We start from the raw sequence: 18,336 nt of genomic DNA on the forward strand, positions 1-18,336 counted from the left end.
CGACGCGGATTCGACAGGGAGATGCCGATGGCGGACGGTTCGGCGAGCTCAGCGGTTTCAGCTGGCGGCGCGCGCTTCGGCGAGCCGCCGCTGGAGCAGACCGTGGCGGCGGCCGGCGCCATCCGCCGGTTAGCGGGCCTGCTGCTTGCGCTCGAGCACCCGCACCCGGTAGTGGACGACATGCTGGAACGCTGCGCCGATTGGGAGCGGCAGCTGGCGGCCCACGCCCCGGCTGACCCGATACCGCGCCTGCGGTCCGAGCGCGGCGGTCGGGTCTACCTCAACCATGCTTTCGACGTCGGGGCGTTCAACCCCTGCTTCCCGGAGTACCGATTCGACCACCTTGCCGCCGAAACCGCCTCGGGGCGAGTCGCTTTCCCGCTGGTGTACGAAGGCCCTCCCGGACTGGTGCACGGCGGCTTTCTCGGCGTGTTCTTCGATTGCGTGACCCAGCATCAGAGCTGCGCAGCGGGTTTGGCCGGTCGCACCCGCTCGCTGCTGGTCACCTACCGCCGCCCGACGCCCATTCTCACCGAGCTGAACTTCGACATCGTGCGAACCGAGGTCGAGCGCGGCATCACCTCCACCGCGCGACTGCTCCACCGCGGCGAGGTGCTGTGCACCGGCGAAGTCACCACCGCGGCAATGCCGCCGGAGCAGGTGAGCGCCAACCGATTCGGCCGCAGACGGCCCAGTGAGGAGTCCCAGCCATGAGCGATACCGACGGCCGCGTGCTCTTCGATGTCGATCCCGACGGGCGGATCGCCACCATCACGCTGAACAATCCAGGGCGGCGTAATTCCTACGACGCCGCGATGCGGGATGCGATCGCCCGCTACCTGGACCGCGTCGCCGAGGACGACGACGTCGTGGTGGTGCTGCTGCGGGGCGCCGAGGGCGTCTTCAGCGCGGGCGCGGACATGAACAACGCCTACGGCTGGTACGGCGAGGGCGGCCAGGCGGCTGGCGCGGCGGCCAAGGGCCGGCCGAGCCAGCGTCGCCGGCTCACCGTCGACCGCAAGTCGTTCGGTTTCTACCACAACCTGATGGGGTTTCCGAAGGTCACGGTGGGCGAGATCAGCGGCTACGCCCTGGGGGGCGGCTTCGAGATGGCGCTGATGACCGACATCTCGGTGATCGCCCGCAACACCCGGATCGGCATGCCGGCCACCCGCTTCCTGGGCCCGGCCCTGGGCAGCCTGCACATGTTCTTCCATCGCCTCGGCCCGGTGCTGGCGCGACGACTGCTGTTGACCGGCGACATCATCGAAGCCGCCGCGGTCGAACATCTGGGCGTGTTCACCGAGACCTGCGATCCCGCGGCGGTGACGGCACGGGCGCGGTACTGGGCGGCCAAGGCGGCCAAGATGCCGGCCGACGGTGTCGTCATCGCCAAGGAGGCGTTCCGGCTCGTCGAGCAGAGCCAGGCCTATCAGGGCGAAGAGGTGGCCAGCTATCTGTTTCACGCCTACGGCACCAACCTGCAGTTCGCGCCGGGGGAGTTCAACTTCGTCAAGACGCGGGCGCAGCACGGCACCAAGGAGGCGTTCCGGCTGCGTGATGAGCACTTTCACGTGCCGGAGCCCTGAGCGGCTTCCGGGACGCCAACCTGCCGCCCACCGGCACCTTTACAAAAAGAACGAATAATGTAAGGTCAAAGCATGCCTACGCCTGTCATCGTCGGTGCCGTTCGCACGGCCATCGGACGCTCATTCAAAGGAACGCTGGCCAACACCTCCGCGGAGACGCTGATCACCACGGTGGTGCCCGAGGTGATCCGCCGGGCCGGGATCGCGCCCGCGGACATCGACGACATGATCTTCGCCGAATCCCACTATGGCGGTGGCGATATGGCGCGCTTCGCCGCAGCCGCCTGCGGGATGGAGTCGGTGCCCGGCCAGGCGGTCAACCGGCACTGCGCCGGCAGCCTGACCGCGATCGGCAACGCCGCCGCGCAGATCGGTTCCGGGATGGAACGGGTGCTGATCGCCGGTGGGGTGCAGACCCTGTCGATGCTGCCGGTGATGAAGATGCGCATCCCCGGCCCCGAGCTCACCTTCGCCGAGCCGTGGATGCCTCCGACCCACCCCGAGACGGTGGACGCTCCCACCCGCGACATGTCGATCACGGTGGGTTGGAACACCGCTCAGGCGGCCGGCATCAGCCGCGAGGAGATGGACGTGTGGGCGGCCCGGTCGCACCAGCGGGCGATCGCCGCGATCGACGCGGGCAAGTTCACCGACGAGATCGTGCCGCTGAAGGTGCAATTGCCCGACGGCACGGTGACCGAGTTCAGCGTGGACGAGCATCCCCGCCGCGACACCACAGTGGAGAAGCTGGCCGGGTTGAAGGTCCTGCACCCCGAGATCGAAGGCTTCTCGATCACCGCCGGCAACAGCAGCGGCACCAACGACGCCGCGGCCGCGGTCGCACTCGTCGACGCCGACTACGCGCAGGCCCGGGGACTCAACGTCATGGGCACCATCAAAGCCTGGGCGTCGGCCGGCGTCGCCCCTCGCGACACCGGCCTGGGAGCGGTCAAGGTGATCGGCAAGGTGTTGCAGCGGGCGGGGCTGTCCCCGGGGGACGTGGCGTTGTGGGAGATCAACGAGGCCTTCGCGTCGGTGCCGATCGCGGCGTGCCGCGAGTACGGCCTGGACGAGGAGCTGGTGAACTTCTCCGGCAGCGGATGCAGCCTCGGCCACCCGATTGCTGCCTCCGGAGCGCGGATGGTGACCACGTTGGCCTATGAGCTGCAGCGGCGCGGCGGCGGGATCGGCGTGGCGGCGATGTGCGCCGGCGGCGGCCAGGGCGGCGCCGTGGTGATCGAGGTCTAGCCCTAGCGGCCCTTCGAGGATTTGGCCGAGGTGCTACCGCGACGCCGCGCCGGTTTGCTGTTCTGCTCGATCAGTCGCTCGGCGTGGTCGAGGATGCAGTTGAGCCCGTACTCGAAGTTGGCGTCGTCGGCCGCGCCGATCCGATGACCCTGCTCAGTGGTCTGGGCCAGCAGCGGGGTCACCTCGGGGTCGATGACGAGCGCTTCCTCGAAGTCCGAGGGGCCCTCGGCGTCCGAGGCCCGGTTCTTCTCGTAGAGACGACGCAGCACCACCGATCCGCGAATATGAACCGAGATCGTGGAGTAGGTGTCGAAGGCATCCTGCGGCGACAACCCCGCCTCCACCAGGCTGGCGATCGCCCGCTCGACTTCTTGGACACCCAGCTGCGCGGCGCGCGGACTCAGGGCGGCCCGAATCAGGATGAGGTCGCACAGGATCGGGTTGCCCAAGAACGTCGCGCGCATGGTGTGGGCGTGGTTGCGCAAGGTCTGCCGCCAGTCCTTGGCCTCTACGTAGGGGGTGGCGAACACATACTGCCGCAAGGCGCGGCTGGTCATGGCATTGAGCAGGTCGTCCTTCTTGCGGAAATACCAGTAGATGCTTGTCACCCCGACACCGAGGTGCTTGCCGAGCAACGGCATGCTCAGATTGTCGACCCCGATCTGTTCGGCGAGCTCGAACGCGCCGTCGATGATGTCGTCGGGGTTGATCGATCCGCGTTCGCGCCGCTGACGCTTCTCGGCGACAGGCTGCTTTGCCACTGCGGGTACCTCCAGTTCTGGATGCGCGGCCGGTTTGTCGCCGTCAAACCTACCGGTGCGCGTCGTTGCCACCCGGTATTGAGCTTCTCTTACCGTAAAGCATATGGTAAGCATTTTGGTATAACTTGTCACACCGCTGGAGGGGTTGCCCGTGCCAGATGAAGTGCTCACCGAACGTCGGGGACGAACCCTGATCATCACGATCAATCGTCCGGAGGCCCGCAACGCGGCCAACAAGGCGGTCGCCGAAGGCTTGGCTGCCGCCTGCGACGAACTCGATGACACGCCGGAACTGTCGCTGGCGGTGCTGACCGGAGCCGGCGGAAACTTCTGCGCGGGAATGGATCTCAAGGCGTTCGCAGCCGGAGAACTGGCGTATGTCCCAGGGCGGGGCCTTGGCTTCACCGAGCGCCCGCCGCGCAAGCCGCTCATCTCCGCTGTGGAGGGTCACGCGGTCGCCGGCGGCACCGAGCTGGTACTGGCCACCGACCTGGTGGTGGCCGCCAAGGGTGCGAAGTTCGGCATTCCCGAGGTGAAGCGAGGCCTGGTGGCGGCCGGCGGCGGCCTGTTGCGGTTGCCGCACCGGATCCCCTACCAGAAGGCACTCGAATTGGCGCTCACCGGTGAGAGTTTCACCGCCGAGCAAGGGGAGTCGTGGGGCTTCGTCAATGTGCTGACCGAACCGGGCGAGGCGCTGAACGGGGCGCTCGAGTTGGCCGAGCGGATCACGGCCAACGGACCGCTCGCGGTGGCGGTGACCAAGGACATCATGGTCAAGTCCGCGGACTGGTCCGCCGACCAGATGTGGCAGAAGCAGGGCGAGCTGATTGCTCCGGTGTTCGCGTCCAACGACGCGAAGGAAGGTGCCATTGCCTTTGCCGAGAAGCGCGCCCCCAACTGGACCGGGTCCTGATCCCGGCCCCACAGCCCGAACTCGTTGATCGAAAGTGAGGAGTAGTCATGTCTTTCGCAGGTGAAGTGGTTCTGGTGACCGGAGGCGCTGGTGGTCTCGGTGAGGCCACGGTCCGTCGGCTCCACGAAGCCGGTGCGGCGGTCGTCATCGCCGACGTCGCCGACGAGAAGGCCACCAAGCTGGCCGACGAGCTGGGCAACAAGGCCGTCTACGTGCGCACCGATGTGCTCAACGACGACGACGTGCAGGCGGCGCTGGCCAAGGCCGACGAACTGGGGACCCTGCGTTACGCGGTGATCGCCCACGGCGGCTTCGGCGTGGCGGACAAGATCGTCGCCCGCGACGGCAGCCCCGCCCCGATGGAGGGCTTCACCAAGACCATCGCGCTGTATCTGACCGGCACCTATAACGTGCTGCGGCTGGCGGCGGCCAAGATCGCCACCACCGAGCCCGGCTCAGGCGGTGAGCGTGGCGCGATCGTGATGACGTCGTCGATCGCCGGCATCGAGGGGCAGATCGGCCAGTCCGCGTACGCGGCCGCCAAAGGCGGGGTGATCGGGTTGACCCTGTGCGGCGCCCGGGATCTCAGCTCGGTCGGGATCCGGTTGAACAGCATTGCGCCGGGCACCATCCGGACGCCGGCGATGGAACGCGCCACCGACGCGATGCTGGCGAAATTCTCCGAAACGGTGCCGTTCCCCAAGCGGCTCGGCACACCCGACGAGTACGCCAGCCTGGCCCAGCACCTGTTGGAGAACACCTACATCAACGGCGAAGTCGTGCGCATCGACGGTGCGCAACGATTCCAGCCGCGCTGACACGTGGACCTGGGCCTGCAGGACGCGACCGCCGTCGTCGTCGGCGGCGGACGCGGGATGGGGCTGGCCACTGCCCGCTGCCTGGCCGACGACGGTGCGCGGGTCGCCGTCGTGGCGCGCTCGGCCGCCGACCTCGACCGTGCGACCGACGACCTGACCCGGCGCGGCAGCCCCGACGCGGTCGGCTTGGTCGCCGACGCCAGCGACGAGCGGCGCGTGCAGGAGGTCTTCGCCGAGCTGGGGAGGCGCTGGGGCGGCGAGCTCAACATCCTCATCAACGCGGCCGGACCCGACGTACGGGGCACCTTCGACGAACTCACCGACGAGCAGTGGCGCCGGGCCGTCGACCAGGGCGCGATGGGGATGGTGCACACCGTACGCGCCGCACTTCCCTTGCTGCGCAAGGCCGAATGGGCCCGGATCGTCAATTTCTCGGCGCATTCGACCCAGCGCCAAAGCACGGTGCTGGCCGCCTACACCGCCGCCAAGACGATGGTCAACAGCATCTCGAAGAACCTGTCGCTGCTGCTGGCTCCCGATGAGATCCTGGTCAACGTGATCTCTCCGGGCAGTGTGGCTTCCGAGGCGCTGGTCGGCTGGGCCCGCTCGGTCGGTGTTGATGGGGATGACCCGTACCGATTGATGGAAGCCATCACCGAGCACTTCGGTCATCCGGCGCACCTGCCGCGGGCCGGGCTGCCGGACGAGGTCGGATCGGTTGCGGCCTTTCTGGCCTCGCGCCGCAACTCCTATATGACCGGAACCAACGTCAATGTCGACGGCGGCTCCGATTTCCTCTGACTCGCCCAAAAATCCGCGCCTGACCTGCTGACTTAGCTGTTCTCGCCGGACGCGCGAGGGTTGCGGAACGCGCTACCGAAAGGTATACAGTAAGAGAGATTCCAGCCGGGCTTCTTACGGCGGCCGAGTTGATCCGAGGCGAGGAGGTGCGGGGTCGTGACCGCTGCCGAGGACGGCACGCTGGCTGACACCGGCGCCCCGGATGACGCTGCGGTGCTCTCCGAGGTGCGGGGCGGCGTCGCGGTGATCACCTTCAACCGTCCGCAGCGACTCAACTCGTGGGGGCCCGACATCGCGGCCGGCTTCTACGCGGCGATCGACCGCGCCGAGGCCGACCCGGCGGTGCGGGCGATCGTGGTGACCGGCAGCGGGCGCGGTTTCTGTGCCGGCGCGAACCTGGGACCCGTACCAAACTCCGGCGAGACGGGTCCGGACGCCGCCAAAACCGATGTGGCTCAAGTAGTCGGGGAGCGTCACCCGCATTTCCTGACCGAATTGCGCAAACCCGTCATCGCCGCGATCAACGGCGCCTGTGTCGGCATCGGGCTGACCCATGCGCTGATGTGCGACATCCGGTTCGCGGCGGCCGGAGCCAAGTTCGCCACCGCGTTCACCCGCCGCGGATTGATCGCCGAATACGGGATCACCTGGATTCTGCCGCGGCTCGCCGGCTGGGGTGCGGCGATGGATCTGCTGTTGAGCGGGCGAACCTTCCTGGCCGAGGAGGCCCGCGAACTCGGGCTGGTCAACCACGTCACGCCTCCCGACACAGTGTTGGAACGCGCCCTGGAATACGCCGATGACCTCGCCGCGAACTGCTCACCGGCATCACTGGCGGTGATCAAGGCGCAGGCCTACCGCGACGCGCTCGATGACGTCGCCGCGGTGAGCGCGCGTGCCGAGAAGTTGATGTACGAATCGCTGACACGGCCCGACCTCATCGAGGGCATCACGAGTTTTCTCCAGAAGCGGCCGCCGAACTTCCCGCCGCTGACGTGAATGACTAACGCAGGGAGAGGATCACGCTAATGACGCTGGACTACCGAGCGATCGACGTCGACAACCACTACTACGAGCCGCTGGACTCGTTCACCCGACACCTGGACAAGAAGTTCAAGCGCCGCGGTGTGCAGATGCTCACCGACGGCAAGCGCACCCAGGCGGTGATCGGCGACAAAGTCAACCACTTCATCCCCAACCCGACGTTCGACCCGATCATCGTGCCCGGCTGCTTGGACCTGCTGTTCCGCGGCGAGATCCCCGAGGGCGTCGACCCGGCGTCGCTGATGAAGGTCGAGCGGCTGGCCCAACACCCCGAGTACCAGAATCGCGACGCCCGGGTGACGGTGATGGACACTCAGGGCATCGAAACCGTGTTCATGTTGCCGACTTTCGCCTGCGGCGTCGAAGAGGCTCTCAAACACGACATCGAAGCGACGATGGCCTCGGTGCATGCCTTCAACCTGTGGCTCGACGAGGACTGGGGTTTCGACCGGCCCGACCACCGGATCATCGCGGCGCCGATCATCTCGCTCGCCGATCCCGTCGCCGCGGTGGCCGAAGTCGACCAGGTTCTGGCCAAGGGCGCCAAGATGGTGCTGGTGCGGCCCGCGCCGGTGCCCGGTGTGGTCAAGCCGCGCTCACTGGGCGATCCCAGCCATGATCCGGTGTGGGCGCGGTTGGCCGAAGCCGGGGTGCCGGTCGGATTCCACTTGTCCGACAGCGGCTATCTGCACATCGCGGCGATGTGGGGCGGCCAATCGACCTTTGAGGGATTCGGCGCCAAGGATCCGCTGGACACGGTTCTGCTCGATGACCGCGCCATCCACGACACGATGGCATCGATGATCGTGCACCAGGTGTTCAGCCGACACCCGAACCTGAAGGTGGCCAGCATCGAGAACGGCTCGTACTTCGTGCACCGGTTGATCAAACGGCTCAAGAAGGCCGCCAACAGCCAGCCGCGGCACTTCGCCGAAGACCCCGTCGAGCAGCTGCGCAACAACGTCTGGATCGCCCCGTACTACGAGGATGACCTGCCGCTGCTAGCGGAGACCATCGGTGTCGACAAGATTCTGTTCGGCTCGGACTGGCCGCATGGCGAGGGACTGGAAGATCCGGTGGCGTTCACCGAGGAGCTTTCGGCGTTCAGCGCTGGTGACATCCGCAAGATCATGCGCGACAACGCCTTGGACCTGCTGGGCGTCACCGTCGCGTCGGCAGCCTAGGTCGCTGCCTTTATGAGCGAGTGGACCATCGGCGCGGTCCTCGACGAGATCGCCGTGGCCGTTCCCGACCGGACCATGACGGTTTGCGGGGACCGGCGCAGCACGTTCGCCGAATCAGCGGAGCGCACCCGCCGGCTGGCCAACTTCCTGGCCGGCCGCGGCCTGGGCGCCCGGCGTGAGCGCGCGGAGCTGCGCAACTGGGAATGTGGACAGGACCGGGTCGCGCTGCTGATGCACAACGACCTGTACCCCGACATGGTGATCGGCTGCCTCAAAGCGCGCACCGTACCGGTCAACGTCAACTTCTACTACGCACCGGCCGAAATCGCCGACCTGCTCCGCTATCTCGGGCCCCGCGGCATCATCTACCACCGGGCACTGGGGGCAAAGTTCGCCGACATCGTCGCTGCGGCCGGAATCGACCTGCGGATCTGCGTCGATGACGGCAGTACCATCCCCGACCTCCCCGGCGCGGTACCGCTCGATGAGGCACTGGCGCAGGGGGACACCGATCGGGACCTATTGGCGTCCCCGGACGACCTGCTGATGATCTGCACCGGCGGCACCACCGGTCGCCCCAAGGGCGTGCTGTGGCGGCAGAGCGACATCTACGTCTCCTCGATGGTCGGCGCCGACCACGCCTCCGCCGCGGAGATCCACCAGAAGGTGAGCACCGCGGGTTCGCCCTGGTTCGCGCTGTCGCCGCTGATGCACGCGGCCGGGATGTGGACCGCGTTCTCGGCAATCCTGAGCGGACAGACCGTGATCCTCAACGACACCCGAACCAGATTCGACCCGCGTTCGGTGCTGGAAACCGTTGAGCGCGAACAGGTCGGGTTGATGACGATGGTGGGTGACGCCTACGCGGCACCGCTGGTGGAAGAGCTCGGCAGGGGAGTCTACGGCCTGCCTTCGCTTTACGCCATCGGGACCGGCGGTGCTGCCACCAACCCGAAATATCAGGCGGCACTGCTCGAGCATCTTCCGCAGATCACTCTGATCAACGGGTATGGCTCCTCGGAGACCGGCAACATGGGGTTCGGCCGCAGCCAGCGCGCGGCGCGGCGCGACACGTTCGAGCTGCGAACCGGCGGAGCCGTGGTCTCCGAGGACCTCGCTCGATTCCTGAAACCCGGCGAACCCGAGATCGGTTGGGTGGTGCGGACGGGGCGGATCCCGCTCGGCTACTTCAACGACGCCGAGGCCACCCAGCGCACCTTCGCCCAGATCGACGGTGTGCGGGTGGTGATCTCCGGTGATCGGGCCACCGTCGAGGAAGACGGCACGCTGCGATTGCTCGGCCGCGACGCCCTGGTGGTCAACACCGGTGGGGAGAAGGTGTTCGTCGAGGAGGTCGAAGAAGTGTTGCGAGCCCACCCAGCGGTGGCGGATGCGCTGGTGGTGGGCCGGCCCAGTGATCGGTGGGGCGAAGAGCTGGCCGCGCTGGTGGCGCTGCGCACCGGAGCCGACGTCAACGGCGATCTGCTCGCGGCGCATTGCAGGACGTCCCTGGCAGGGTTCAAGGTGCCCAAGGAGTTCGTCGTCGTGCCGGAGGTCCGTCGGCTGGGCAACGGCAAGGCCGATTACCGGTGGGCGAAAAGCCAAGTGGGTGAAGAGGTATGCGCAAACTCATGAGAGCGATCGATTGTCTGGTCAATGTTCACTTCGGCGAACGCGAACAGCCCGCCTGGATGGCCAAGACGCGGGACGACTACTTCAAGGGTCCGAAGTCGATGTTCGAGCCCGCCGACATGTCGGCGCTGCTCGAGGAGATGGACGCCAACGGTGTGACCAAGGCCGTGCTGATGGACAACCTGGCCACACCGTCGGTGACCGCGCGAAAGTTCGTAGAGGCCAGGCCGGACCGGTTCGTGCTGGCGATGGGCGGGGTGAACCTGCTGCGTCCGGTTCCGGCACTTCGCGACCTCAGCGCCGTCGTCAAGGACCTGCCGGTGGTCTACGCCGTGGTGGGGCCGAGCTTCTGGGGCGACGGCCAGTACCCGCCCAGTGATGCTGTCTACTACCCGCTGTATGCCAAGTGCGCCGAGCTGGATCTGCCGCTGTGCGTCAACACCGGCATTCCGGGACCGCCGATCCCCGGTGAGGTGCAGAACCCGATACACCTCGACCGGGTCTGCGTGCGCTTCCCGGAACTGCGGCTGTGCATGATCCACGGCGCCGACCCGTGGTGGGACGTCGCGATCCGGATGCTGATCAAGTACCGCAACCTGCGGCTGATGACGTCGGCTTGGTCGCCGAAACGGTTGCCGGAAGCCCTATTGCACTTCATGCGCACTCGCGGCGCCGACAAGATCATCTTCGCCTCGGACTGGCCGGTGCTGCCGATGAACCGGGTCGTGCCCGAAGCGCTGGGCCTGAATCTGCCGGCCGATGTGATGGACAACTACCTCTACAACAACGCCCGCGATTTCTTCTTCGGTGACCACTAAGGAGCAATGACGAATGGATCGTTTCGAACTGCGCAGGTTGGACTACAGCCTGACCGAGGACCATCAGGCGCTACAAGCCGCCTATAAGCAGTTCTTTGCGACCCACTGCGATATCGAAACCGTCCGCGTCGCTGAGGAATCCGGGTTCGACAAGAACCTGTGGGAGCGGCTGTGCGCGATGGGCGCGACCACGATGGCGCTGCCGGAATCGGTCGGCGGCGACGGCGCCACCCTGGTGGATCTCATTCTGGTCGCCGAAGAGATCGGCCGGTCACTGGCGCCGGTGCCGTGGATCGATCACGTGTGCGCGGCGCGGCTGCTGGCGCGTCTTGGCGCGGTGGACGCGGACGTCGTGAGCGGTAGCCACCTGGCCGCGTTCGACCCGCACCAGGACGCGGCCGACGGGCCGCGTCTGTTGCCCACCGGTTCGATCGCCGATGCGATCATCGTCCGCGACGGTGACGACATCGTTCGCCTGACGTTCGTCACCCGACCCACGAAAGTGGACAACATCGGCCGGCTGCCGATGGCCTGGATCGACCCGGCCGCCGTCGACGCCCGGACAGTGCTGGCCAGCGGGGGCTCCGCACTGGCCGAATACCAGCGGGCACTGGATGAATGGCGACTGCTGACCGCCGCCGCGCTGGTGGGCATGGTGGAGCAGACCATGACCATCGCCGCGGAATTCGCCAAGACCCGCTACACCCTCGGGGTGCCGATCGGGACCCTGCAGGCCATCTCTCACCCGCTGGCGAACATGGCGATCACGGTTGCGAGCGGGCGCAATCTTGCCTATCGGGCCGGATGGTTCATGGACAACGAACCCGACGAGCGGCCGGAGCTGGCGGCGTCGGCGTTCGTCTTCATGACCGAGGAAGCCGCCAAGGCCGCCACCATGGCGGTGCACATCCAAGGTGGCCTCGGTGTTTCGGCGGAAGCCGCTGCCACGGCGTACCTGGTGCGGGCCCGCGGCTGGCCACTGGCCGGCGGCGATCCCGGCGCCAGCGCCTGCCGCATCGCCGAGATCGTCGCCGGCCGCGAAACCGCCGACCGCGCAGCCGTTTAGAACTGGAGCATCATGGACTTCTCACGACCGCAATTGACCGACGACGACCAGGCCTTCCTCGAGGAGGTACGCGCCTTCCTGGCCACCCACGTGACCGAGGAGGTCAAACGCCGCGACCGCGAGACCGGCGACAACTTCGACGAAGGCGTGCACCTGGCGCTGGGCGCCGCGGGCTACTTGGAGGCGGAGTGGAAACCCGAAGCGGACGGCGGCTTTTCCCGGGTGCGCCGGCGCATCTGGGAGTTGGAGAAGCGCCGCGCGCACGTACCGTGGGTGACCTGGGGAACCACCGCGATGGTGGCCCGTTCGGTGGCGTCGTTCGGCTCTCCTGAACTATGTGAGGAGATCCTGCCCGGTGTGTTCAGCGGTCACATCCGGCTCTGCCTGGGTTACACCGAGCCCGAGGGCGGCTCCGACGTCGCGACGTGCAAGACCCGCGCGGTGCGCGACGGCGACCACTGGGTCATCAACGGCTCCAAGATGTTCACCACCGGCGCGCACAACTGCCAGTACGTCTTCTTGATCACCAACACCGATCCCGAGGCGAAGAAACACCAGAGCCTGACCATGTTCCTGGTGCCGCTGGACACGCCCGGCATCGAGATCCAGGGATTGCGCACCGTCGACGGCGACCGCACCAACATCGTCTACTACAGCGACGTGCGGGTCGACGACAAATACCGGCTGGGAGAGGTCAACGGCGGCTGGACCGTACTGCGCGAACCGCTCAACGTCGAGCACGGCGCCGTCGCGGCTGATCCCGATGGGCTGCAAGACGTCTCGATCATGATGCACCAGGCGAACTTCATGGCGGAGGCCGTCGACAAAGCGGGCGCGGTCGTCGAGACATCGGGGCGCATCGACGACCGCTCAGTCGCCTACCGGCTGGGACGCGCCGCGGCGCGGGTGGAGGCGTCACTGTCGGCGCCATCCATCTTCGGCCGGGTCGCGCTTGCTCAGGCGATGCGCGATATCTCACCGGATCTGATGGATCTGCTGGGCAGCGCGTCGGCGCTGCCGATCGGCACCGACGGTTCCATAGACAACGGGGCGTCGGACTACGTCTACCGCTTTGCCCCGCTGGTCGGCATCTACGGTGGCACCCTGGAGGTGTTCCGCAACATGATCGCCCAGTACGTACTGGGCTTGGGCAAGCCGAACTATTCGCCGCCGGTGGTCAAGACGTCGGGTTGATGCGGCGGTTCCAGCTTCGGCTCTCCTGCGTCGAGCCTCGCTAAACCGCCGGGTTGATGCGGCGGTTTCAGCTTCGGCTCTCCTGCGTCGAGCCTCGCTAAACCGCCGGGTTGATGCGGCTAAACCGCCGTGATCCTGCGGTGGTAGCTCGACGGCGCCTCGCCGGCGAATTTGGTGAACGCCCGGGTGAAGGCGCTCAGACTGTCGAAACCGACGGCGGTCGCGGTCTGTTGCACCCCTTGATCGGGTGCGGCCAACAACGCCATCGCCTGAAGCATCCGGGCATGCAGCAGATAGGTCCGCCACGACATGCCGATCACCGCTTCGAATTGGCGGCGCAGGGTGCGCTCGGAGACCGCGACGGCGTGGCTCACCTGCGCCGCGGTCACTGATGCCAGGTGCGCCTTGGTGTAGTCCATCGCCGCCCCGACGATCGGGTGATCGGAGGTAGGCAGGCTCAGCGGTGCCTCGTGGTCCAGCGCGTCGGCGACCAGATGGCCCAGGGTGCGAAAGAAGTCGTCGGAGACCGTATCGCCGCACGCCCGCTCGATCGGCCAGCGCAGCGAATGCAGCATCATCTCCCGGATCAGCGGTGAGACGGTCAAAATGCGCGCCCGGTCTCCGGCGTGCCGCACCAACTCGGGGTCGAACATCACTGCCACGGTACGGACTTCGGGCCGCATGGTGGCCTGATGCTCCAGCCCGGCCGGAATCCAGGCTGCTTGCTGCGGGGGCAACAGGTAGTGCGCCGCGGCGGTCTCTACTTCGACGACCCCACCGACCGCGTACTCGATCTGGTGCATGTCGTGGGAGTGCCACCCGGTGATCAGGTGCCGGCCCTCGTAGAGGTAGCTGCCGGCCCGGGCACGGCCACCCCGGCGCAGATCGATGTTGGCCGGTTCTGCAAAATCTGTGGCCGAACGCGCGGAGACGGTCATGACTTTCCAGGGTACTAGTAGAGGCATGAACATCGACGACTTGATCCTGGTCAGCATCGACGACCACGTGGTGGAGCCGCCCGACATGTTCCTGCGCCATGTGCCGGCCAAGTACAAGGCGGAGGCCCCGATCGTCGTCACCGATGACAAGGGCGTCGACCAGTGGATGTATCAGGGCCGGCCGCAAGGCGTCAGCGGGCTCAACGCCGTGGTCTCTTGGCCGGCCGAGGAATGGGGCCGGGACCCCGCCGGTTTCGCCGAGATGCGTCCCGGGGTCTACGACGTGCACGAGCGGGTTCGGGACATGAGCCGCAATGGCATCTTGGCCTCGATGTGCTTTCCGACCTTCACCGGATTCTCCGCGCGGCATCTCAATATGACTCGCGAGAACGTCACGTTGGTAATGGTGTCCGCCTACAACGACTGGCACATCGATGAGTGGGCGGGCTCGTATCCGGGCCGGTTCATCCCGATCGCAATCCTGCCGACCTGGAATCCCGAAGCGATGTGCGCCGAGATCCGCCGGGTGGCGGCCAAGGGCTGCCGAGCGGTCACCATGCCCGAACTGCCGCACCTGGAAGGGCTGCCCAGCTACCACGACGAGGAGTACTGGGGGCCGGTGTTCACCACGCTCTCGGAGTGCAACGTGGTGATGTGCCTACACATCGGCACCGGGTTCGGGGCGATCAGCATGGCCCCGAACGCCCCCATCGACAACCTGATCATCCTGGCCACCCAGATCTCGGCGATGTGCGCCCAGGATCTGCTGTGGGGCCCGGCAATGCGCAACTACCCGGACCTGAAGTTCGCGTTCTCCGAGGGCGGCATCGGCTGGATCCCGTTCTACCTGGACCGCAGCGACCGGCACTACACCAACCAGAAGTGGTTGCGCCGCGACTTCGGCTCTCAACTGCCCTCGGAGGTGTTCCGGGAGCACTCGCTGGCCTGTTACGTCACCGACAAGACGTCGCTGAAGCTGCGCCACGAGATCGGCATCGACAACATCGCCTGGGAGTGCGACTACCCGCACTCGGACTGCTTCTGGCCGGATGCCCCCGAACAGGTGCTCGCCGAACTCGATGCGGTGGGCGCCAGTGATTCCGACATCAACAAGATCACCTGGGAGAACTCGGCCCGGTTCTTCAGCTGGGATCCGTTCGCCCACACGCCTCGCGAACAGGCGACGGTGGGGGCGTTGCGGGCCACCGCGACCGACGTGGATACCTCGATCCGGTCGCGTGCCGAGTGGGCGCGGCGGTATGCGGAGAAGCAACTGGCCAAGGCCTAGGCGGTCTTGCCCACGTCGAATATTCGACGTATCGTTCGACAATATGACGCAGGGCGTGGGCAGGTACGGGCCGTGGGCGCTGATCGTCGGCGCCTCCGACGGGGTGGGCGCCGCATTCGCTGATGCCTTGGCCGCGGGCGGGCTCAACGTGGTGCTGGTGGCGCGCCGGCAGGCGCTGCTCGACGAAGTCGCCGCCGGCATCGCAGCGCGGTATCGAGTCCAAACGCGCACGGTGGCAGTCGATCTCGTTGAACCCGAGGCGGCGCGCACGCTGCTTCAGGCGGTGGAGGGCTTGGCCGTCGGTTTTCTGGTGTACTGCGCCGGCGCCGATCCGGACTTCAAACCCTTTTTGGCGAACACTATTTCGGCGGCCGAAGCCATGGTGCAGCGCAACTGCGTCGTACCGATGCAACTCTGCCATGCCCTGGCACCGCCCATGGTCCAACGCGGCGCGGGCGCCATCGTGGTCGTGGGCTCGGGCGCCGGATTCGTCGGCGGCCCCAACATGGTGGCCTACGGGGCGTCCAAAGCCTTCGACATGGTATTCGCCGAGGCGCTCTGGAGCGAGCTGCAGCACACCGGCGTCGACGTGATCGGCCTGATCCTCGGCAAGACCGACACCCCGGCGCTGCGCCGGCTGGAGTACCAACGCGGTCAGATCACCTCGACAGACCAGGTTCCGGCCGGGGCAGAGCCGGTCGAGCAAGCGGTGCGTGCAGCGCTGGACAACCTCGGCAACGGGCCCACGGTGTACGTCGGTGACCAGGTCACCGGCGCCGCGCAACTGCTGTCTTCACTGGGCCGCAACGAGGCGGTGGCGTTCATGGCGCAGGCGATCAACGCCGCAATGGGCAAGTGAGGCAGGAGGAGCCATGGCGCGGGTATCGGTGATCACCGGCGGGGCGGGCGGGATAGGTTCGGCCACGGCCAGGATCGTCGGCCGGGACCACGTGGTGGTGCTCTGCGATGTCCGGCAAGACCGGTTGGATAGCGCCGGCGCTGCGCTGAAAGACGTTGATGTCACGCTCGTCCACGGTGACGTCACGGACCGGGATGCCGTTTTACAGCTCTTCGACACCGCGGCCGCCATCGGGCCGATTGCGTCGGTGATCCACACCGCGGGCGTCAGTCCGAGCATGGGTGACGCCGACTACATCATGCGAACCAACGCGGTCGGGGCGGTCAACGTCAACGAAGTGTTCTATGACGCCGCCGACGAGGGAGCGGCCATTGTCAACGTGGCATCGATGGCCGCGCACCTGCTGCCGGAGGAACTGATTCCGACCGGACAATTCCCGCTGGCGCTGACCGATGCCCACGCCTTCCTGGCTGCCATGGCAGGTGTGTGCGACCCGATTCCGGCAGAGGCGCGCTCGGGCTTCGCCTACGCGGTGAGCAAAGCGTTCGTCCGCTGGTACAGCAGCGCGCAGGCCGAACGATTCAACGGCCGCGGGCTGCGCATCGTCTCGGTGTCGCCGGGCTCGACCGACACCGAGATGGGCCGGCTCGAGGAGCGGGCCGGTGCCGGGGCGCTGGTTGTCGACGCCGCCGTGCCACGGTGGGGCAAGCCCGAAGAGATGGCGGCACTGCTGGCGTTCTGTGCGGGCGACGCGGCAGGCTATCTCACCGGGACCGATATCCTCAACGACGGCGGGGTGGTCGCCTCGGTGCGCGAGCGTGCCCGACTGGCCGCCGGAAACGCTTGATATGACCACGAATACCGGCGTGCCTGGCACTCCCGTTTCTTCGCCCCCGACCGAACGGGTGATCAGGATCCTGGAGCTGCTGGCCTCGGATCCCGATCGCGGCTTCTCGCTGTCGGAGATCGCCAGGCTGCTGCATATCAGCCACGGCACCTGCCATGCCATCGTCACGACCCTGGCGGCTCGGCAGTGGATCGTGCGCGATCGCCACTCGGGCGGTTACTCGTGGGGGCCCGCACTCGCCGCGCTGACCCGGCCGGTGAACAAGCAGGCGTTCCGACCGGAGTTGCAGCGGCTCTCCGACACGGTCGGCATGCAGGTCATCCTGGGCGCTCGGCAGGGGCCGACGGTGGTGGTGACCGACACCGTTGGGGAGTCGCTGGCCGCACCGCAAGTCAGTGTCGGGTTCCGGATGCCGATCGTGGCCCCGTTCTGCCGGGAGTTCGTCGCCGAGGCGGGCGAGCAGGTCAGACGGGAGTGGTTGGGCGGGCTCGGCGCCCCCTCACCGCGACTGCGCCGACGGCTGAGCGCGGTGCTCGACGAAGTCCGCAGCCGCGGCTATGCGATCGAGCGGATGAGCCGCGAGTATGTCCGGGTCTATTCGGCGCTGCAAGCACTGGCCGCCGAGGGCGAGCCCGACGAGATCACCGCCCGGCTCGCCAGTGCCTTCGCCGATCTGACCGTCGTCGACTACCTGCCCGGTGAGCTCGATCCCGCCGAGCACCGGGTCGCCAATGTGGCCGCGGCGATCCACGACACCGACGGCACCGTCACCATGTCGGTGGGTGCGTCCCCGTTCGCGACGCTGACCCCGGCCGAGGTCAGCGACCTCGGTGCGGCCGTGCGGGAGACCGCGACACGCATCGAATCATTATGGGCGGCAAGGAAGGATCCAGCATGACCGAGCACGCCGACGCGAAAGCCGGCATCAGCGAGGTGCTGCTGCGGTATGCGACCGCGATCGACACCAAGGACTGGGCGCTGTTTCGGACCTGCTTCACCGACGACGTCGTCGCCGACTACGGCGAGATCGGGCAGTGGTCTGATGCGGCATCCATCACCGAGTTCATGGCGACGGTGCATGAGGCGATGAGCGACGCCAAGCACATGCTGCACAACATGGTCATCGATGTGGCCAACGCCGGCCGTGCCACCGCGGTGACCTATGTGCACACCGTGCAGGCTCTGGCCGCCGATCCCCAGCAGTGGGTGGATGCGGTCGGCCAATACCGCGACGAGCTGGTGCTGTCACCGCAGGGATGGCGCATCGCGCGACGGATCTTCACCCAGACGCGCATGCTGAGCAGCTTCGATCTGCGTGCCCCGCAAGCCGATTAGA

General features: G+C 67.0%; 19 protein-coding genes. 17 read left to right on the forward strand and 2 right to left on the reverse strand.

What is annotated here, in order from left to right:
- Positions 1–21 precede the first annotated feature (21 nt).
- The 3 genes from AC5Y4Q_RS01950 to AC5Y4Q_RS01960 all read left to right on the forward strand — a co-directional run bounded on the left by AC5Y4Q_RS01950 (position 22) and on the right by AC5Y4Q_RS01960 (position 2,837).
- Positions 22–714, forward strand: coding sequence for a hotdog family protein (locus AC5Y4Q_RS01950; RefSeq protein ID WP_499957741.1), 693 nt, complete (start codon positions 22–24; stop codon positions 712–714).
- Positions 711–1,589 (forward strand): enoyl-CoA hydratase/isomerase family protein, encoded by an 879-nt coding sequence (locus tag AC5Y4Q_RS01955; RefSeq protein WP_064922589.1) that lies wholly within the window; start codon positions 711–713, stop codon positions 1,587–1,589. The genes AC5Y4Q_RS01950 and AC5Y4Q_RS01955 overlap by 4 nt, the downstream gene beginning before the upstream one ends.
- A 72-nt stretch (positions 1,590–1,661) precedes the next feature.
- Positions 1,662–2,837, forward strand: a complete 1,176-nt coding sequence (locus tag AC5Y4Q_RS01960; protein ID WP_064922590.1) for a thiolase family protein — start codon at positions 1,662–1,664, stop codon at positions 2,835–2,837.
- A 2-nt stretch (positions 2,838–2,839) separates the two neighbouring features.
- Here AC5Y4Q_RS01960 and AC5Y4Q_RS01965 read toward each other — a convergent pair whose 3' ends face one another.
- Entirely contained in the window at positions 2,840–3,598 is a 759-nt protein-coding gene (locus AC5Y4Q_RS01965; protein ID WP_064922591.1) for a TetR/AcrR family transcriptional regulator, read from the reverse strand.
- Positions 3,599–3,749: 151 nt separating this feature from the next.
- Here AC5Y4Q_RS01965 and AC5Y4Q_RS01970 point away from each other — a divergent pair, with 151 nt between their 5' ends.
- The 9 genes from AC5Y4Q_RS01970 (at position 3,750) to AC5Y4Q_RS02010 (ending at position 13,068) form a co-directional block, all read left to right on the forward strand.
- Complete coding sequence (locus tag AC5Y4Q_RS01970; protein WP_064922592.1) at positions 3,750–4,511, forward strand: crotonase/enoyl-CoA hydratase family protein; 762 nt, start codon at positions 3,750–3,752, stop codon at positions 4,509–4,511.
- A gap of 47 nt (positions 4,512–4,558) precedes the next feature.
- Positions 4,559–5,329 (forward strand): SDR family oxidoreductase, encoded by a 771-nt coding sequence (locus tag AC5Y4Q_RS01975; protein WP_064922593.1) that lies wholly within the window; start codon positions 4,559–4,561, stop codon positions 5,327–5,329.
- 3 nt (positions 5,330–5,332) lie between these two features.
- Positions 5,333–6,130, forward strand: coding sequence for an SDR family NAD(P)-dependent oxidoreductase (locus AC5Y4Q_RS01980; protein ID WP_064922594.1), 798 nt, complete (start codon positions 5,333–5,335; stop codon positions 6,128–6,130).
- Between the two features lie 180 nt (positions 6,131–6,310).
- The gene (locus AC5Y4Q_RS01985) at positions 6,311–7,129 is read left to right on the forward strand and encodes an enoyl-CoA hydratase (RefSeq protein ID WP_064922624.1); all 819 of its coding nucleotides are present in this window, start codon (positions 6,311–6,313) and stop codon (positions 7,127–7,129) included.
- A gap of 29 nt (positions 7,130–7,158) precedes the next feature.
- A complete protein-coding gene (locus tag AC5Y4Q_RS01990) occupies positions 7,159–8,358 on the forward strand; it encodes an amidohydrolase family protein (protein WP_064922595.1) in 1,200 nt (399 codons plus the stop codon).
- A 12-nt stretch (positions 8,359–8,370) separates the two neighbouring features.
- Positions 8,371–9,993 carry an acyl-CoA synthetase gene (locus AC5Y4Q_RS01995; protein WP_064922596.1) on the forward strand — a complete coding sequence of 541 codons (1,623 nt, stop codon included), beginning with the start codon at positions 8,371–8,373 and terminating at the stop codon, positions 9,991–9,993.
- Complete coding sequence (locus AC5Y4Q_RS02000) at positions 9,990–10,808, forward strand: amidohydrolase family protein (protein WP_064922625.1); 819 nt, start codon at positions 9,990–9,992, stop codon at positions 10,806–10,808. The genes AC5Y4Q_RS01995 and AC5Y4Q_RS02000 overlap by 4 nt, the downstream gene beginning before the upstream one ends.
- Positions 10,809–10,821: 13 nt before the next feature.
- On the forward strand, positions 10,822–11,874 hold the full coding sequence (locus tag AC5Y4Q_RS02005) for an acyl-CoA dehydrogenase family protein (RefSeq protein WP_064922597.1): 1,053 nt from the start codon (positions 10,822–10,824) through the stop codon (positions 11,872–11,874).
- A gap of 12 nt (positions 11,875–11,886) precedes the next feature.
- Positions 11,887–13,068, forward strand: coding sequence for an acyl-CoA dehydrogenase family protein (locus AC5Y4Q_RS02010; RefSeq protein ID WP_064922598.1), 1,182 nt, complete (start codon positions 11,887–11,889; stop codon positions 13,066–13,068).
- Positions 13,069–13,187: 119 nt separating this feature from the next.
- On the opposite strand, the gene AC5Y4Q_RS02015 is transcribed toward AC5Y4Q_RS02010, so the two are convergent.
- The gene (locus tag AC5Y4Q_RS02015; RefSeq protein WP_064922599.1) at positions 13,188–14,006 is read right to left on the reverse strand and encodes an AraC family transcriptional regulator; all 819 of its coding nucleotides are present in this window, start codon (positions 14,004–14,006) and stop codon (positions 13,188–13,190) included.
- A gap of 25 nt (positions 14,007–14,031) precedes the next feature.
- Here AC5Y4Q_RS02015 and AC5Y4Q_RS02020 point away from each other — a divergent pair, with 25 nt between their 5' ends.
- The 5 genes from AC5Y4Q_RS02020 to AC5Y4Q_RS02040 are packed head-to-tail and all read left to right on the forward strand — an operon-like array spanning position 14,032 to position 18,335.
- Positions 14,032–15,294, forward strand: a complete 1,263-nt coding sequence (locus AC5Y4Q_RS02020; RefSeq protein ID WP_064922600.1) for an amidohydrolase family protein — start codon at positions 14,032–14,034, stop codon at positions 15,292–15,294.
- A 43-nt stretch (positions 15,295–15,337) separates the two neighbouring features.
- A complete protein-coding gene (locus tag AC5Y4Q_RS02025) occupies positions 15,338–16,153 on the forward strand; it encodes an SDR family NAD(P)-dependent oxidoreductase (RefSeq protein WP_064922601.1) in 816 nt (271 codons plus the stop codon).
- A 13-nt stretch (positions 16,154–16,166) separates the two neighbouring features.
- Positions 16,167–17,000, forward strand: a complete 834-nt coding sequence (locus AC5Y4Q_RS02030) for an SDR family oxidoreductase (RefSeq protein WP_064922602.1) — start codon at positions 16,167–16,169, stop codon at positions 16,998–17,000.
- Positions 17,001–17,019: 19 nt separating this feature from the next.
- Positions 17,020–17,898, forward strand: a complete 879-nt coding sequence (locus AC5Y4Q_RS02035; protein ID WP_234786542.1) for an IclR family transcriptional regulator — start codon at positions 17,020–17,022, stop codon at positions 17,896–17,898.
- The gene (locus AC5Y4Q_RS02040) at positions 17,895–18,335 is read left to right on the forward strand and encodes a nuclear transport factor 2 family protein (RefSeq protein WP_064922603.1); all 441 of its coding nucleotides are present in this window, start codon (positions 17,895–17,897) and stop codon (positions 18,333–18,335) included. The genes AC5Y4Q_RS02035 and AC5Y4Q_RS02040 overlap by 4 nt, the downstream gene beginning before the upstream one ends.
- Position 18,336 lies beyond the last annotated feature (1 nt).

It is taken from the genome of Mycobacterium sp. NGS16 (assembly GCF_059813225.1).

Coding starts and splice junctions, on each gene's coding strand:
- AC5Y4Q_RS01950 (WP_499957741.1), top strand. CDS start 22: ATGCCGATGGCGGACGGTTCGGCGAGCTCAGCGGTTTCAGCTGGCGGC.
- AC5Y4Q_RS01955 (WP_064922589.1), top strand. CDS start 711: ATGAGCGATACCGACGGCCGCGTGCTCTTCGATGTCGATCCCGACGGG.
- AC5Y4Q_RS01960 (WP_064922590.1), top strand. CDS start 1,662: ATGCCTACGCCTGTCATCGTCGGTGCCGTTCGCACGGCCATCGGACGC.
- AC5Y4Q_RS01975 (WP_064922593.1), top strand. CDS start 4,559: ATGTCTTTCGCAGGTGAAGTGGTTCTGGTGACCGGAGGCGCTGGTGGT.
- AC5Y4Q_RS01990 (WP_064922595.1), top strand. CDS start 7,159: ATGACGCTGGACTACCGAGCGATCGACGTCGACAACCACTACTACGAG.
- AC5Y4Q_RS01995 (WP_064922596.1), top strand. CDS start 8,371: ATGAGCGAGTGGACCATCGGCGCGGTCCTCGACGAGATCGCCGTGGCC.
- AC5Y4Q_RS02000 (WP_064922625.1), top strand. CDS start 9,990: ATGAGAGCGATCGATTGTCTGGTCAATGTTCACTTCGGCGAACGCGAA.
- AC5Y4Q_RS02005 (WP_064922597.1), top strand. CDS start 10,822: ATGGATCGTTTCGAACTGCGCAGGTTGGACTACAGCCTGACCGAGGAC.
- AC5Y4Q_RS02010 (WP_064922598.1), top strand. CDS start 11,887: ATGGACTTCTCACGACCGCAATTGACCGACGACGACCAGGCCTTCCTC.
- AC5Y4Q_RS02015 (WP_064922599.1), bottom strand. CDS start 14,006: ATGACCGTCTCCGCGCGTTCGGCCACAGATTTTGCAGAACCGGCCAAC.
- AC5Y4Q_RS02020 (WP_064922600.1), top strand. CDS start 14,032: ATGAACATCGACGACTTGATCCTGGTCAGCATCGACGACCACGTGGTG.
- AC5Y4Q_RS02025 (WP_064922601.1), top strand. CDS start 15,338: ATGACGCAGGGCGTGGGCAGGTACGGGCCGTGGGCGCTGATCGTCGGC.
- AC5Y4Q_RS02030 (WP_064922602.1), top strand. CDS start 16,167: ATGGCGCGGGTATCGGTGATCACCGGCGGGGCGGGCGGGATAGGTTCG.
- AC5Y4Q_RS02040 (WP_064922603.1), top strand. CDS start 17,895: ATGACCGAGCACGCCGACGCGAAAGCCGGCATCAGCGAGGTGCTGCTG.